The 2138-nt window shown below is 74.5% G+C and carries 1 protein-coding gene; it reads right to left on the bottom strand.

All coding sequences use genetic code 11. From position 1 onward, the window contains the following. Window positions 1–2138: MMPL family transporter (locus tag KY469_22905; protein MBW3665941.1), on the bottom strand; the 2138-nt coding region annotated here is incomplete at both ends.

The following is a 2138-nucleotide window of genomic DNA, read 5'->3' as shown; positions in this document are numbered from 1 at the left end:
TCAGCAGGATCGCCGCCCGGGCGCGGGCCCGGCCGAGTTCGAGGTCGGCCTCCTCCGAGGACCACCGCGCCTGGTCCCAGCCGGACTCGACCATGTGGTCGGGCTGCGAGCGCGCGTAGCGGGTCACGTGGCGTACGACGTCGTGGTTGGAGAGCACCCAGGTGGCCGGTGCCCCGACAGCCGCCGCCTGCGCGCGGGCGTCGTCGATCACGCCGGCCATGACCTCGGCGTCGAACGGAGTCCGCAGGAAGTCGAACTGGAAGGCCGTGTGCAGCTCGTCTGGCCGCAGGTACAGCGCCAGCCGCTCGTTGCTGGGCAGCCACGCCTCGGCCACGAAGATCCGCGGGGGGTCGTAGGAGTCGGCGACCTTGCGCCAGGTGCGGTAGATCTCGTGCACATCGTCCTGGTCCCACGCCGGGTGGGGGTCGCGGTGCTGGACGCCGTCGCGGTGGCCGTCGATGGCACCGACGCCAACGCGCAAGTCTTCCAGGTGCGCGACGGCATCCTCAGCGACCGGCAGTCGTTCTACCTGGCCAACGAGGGCGGCGACGACATCGGCGAGGTCGCCCAGCAGTTCCTCCTGCAGTACTACTCCGGCGCCACGGTGATCCCCGCGCAGATCGTGGTGCAGGGTGCGCTGCCCGACCGGGAGGCGCTGGCCGAGGCGCTCTCCCAGCGTCGTGAGCGCCGGGTCGAGCTGCGCGCGGCCGAGCGCGGTGACAAGCGGCGCATCCTCGACCTGGCCGAGCGCAACGCGAAGCTCGCCCTCGACCAGGAACGCCTCAAGGTCGAGCGCCGCCGCCAGCAGCGCGTCGAAGGCCTGCGCACCGGGCCGGCCCGCCTCCTGCCCGGCCTGCGTGGTGCCCGACAGGAGGTCGGGCAGCGAGAAGGCGGGGCAGACGGCGGCCTCGCCGCAGCCGCGCTCGCTGCTGAAGCCGGCGCGGTCGAGGACGCGCTGCTGGTAGTCGACCATCCAACCGATGGCCGCCGGGTCGCTGAGGTCGTCGCCCTCGATGAGGACGTCGATCGTGCCGCCGATGCCAGAGGCCTCCTGCAGGGTCCCGAGGTCCTCCAGCGCACGCAGGTCGGCGGGCACCAGCCGGGTGATGTCGGACTCGACCTCGAGCTGGGTGTCCAGCGCCCAGCCGGCCAGCGCCAGCACCACGCCGACGGCCAGCACACGGACCGGATGGCGCACCGCGAGCTCCAGCGAGGCGTGGCCTCCCGCCCGGACGCGGGCAGCGCCGGCGCGGGCGCCACGGCGCACCGCCGCGAACGGGCGTACGCGCGCCGCCCGGCGACCCAGCGCCAGCCCGCGGCGACCCAGCGGACCCAGCAGGTCACCCATCGCCCGACAGAACGGGCGCAGGAGGTCGCGCGCGCCGCGCAGCGCGGGCGCCAGCCGGCGCGGGATCCCGCCGCCCCCGCCGTCGTGGACCAGCACCAGCGCGGCGACGCCGGCGGTGAGGGTGAGCACCAAGGCGACGACGACGCCCACCACGAGCAGCGCGCCGAAGCCCTGCACCATGGGCACCGGCGAGAGCAGCAGCACGAGGAAGCCGGCCGTGGTCGCCGCGGCGGCGGTGACCACGGTGGGCGCCCCCGCGCGGGCCACCCGCCGGGAGGCGGCCGCCGCGGAGCGCGCGGGGGGTGCCCCCCCACGATCCGACGGCGCGCCCGCGCGTGCCTCCTCCACCCGCGACTGGATCTGGATCGCGTAGTCCACGGCCAGGCCGATGAGCACCGGCAGCACGGCGATCGACGCCATGGTCAGTGAGGCACCGGCCAGCGAAAGGGCACCGAAGGTCAGCGCCGCGGCGCCCAGGGCGATGGCCAGCGGCGCCAGGCGCAGAGGGGTGCGGAAGACCAGCGCCAGCGTGGCGGCCATGATCAAGCCCGCGGCGATGAGCAGCACGATGATCGAGCCGGTGATGGAGTCGGTGAGGTCGGCCACCACCACCGGCGCGCCGGTCACCAGGTACTGCCCGCCGTGGCCTAGGCGCCAGTCCTCCATTCCCACCGCCGCGCGGATCGTCTCGATGGTGCGAGCCTGGCGCTCGTCGCTGAGGCCGGGCTCCAGTCGTACCTGGATGATCGCCGTGTCCGCGCCTCCCTGGGCGTTGGGAAACAGGTAGGAG

The organism is Actinomycetota bacterium, assembly GCA_019347575.1.
Lineage (GTDB): Bacteria > Actinomycetota > Nitriliruptoria > Nitriliruptorales > Nitriliruptoraceae > JAHWKY01.
This window is presented reverse-complemented; position numbering and strand designations above follow the sequence as displayed.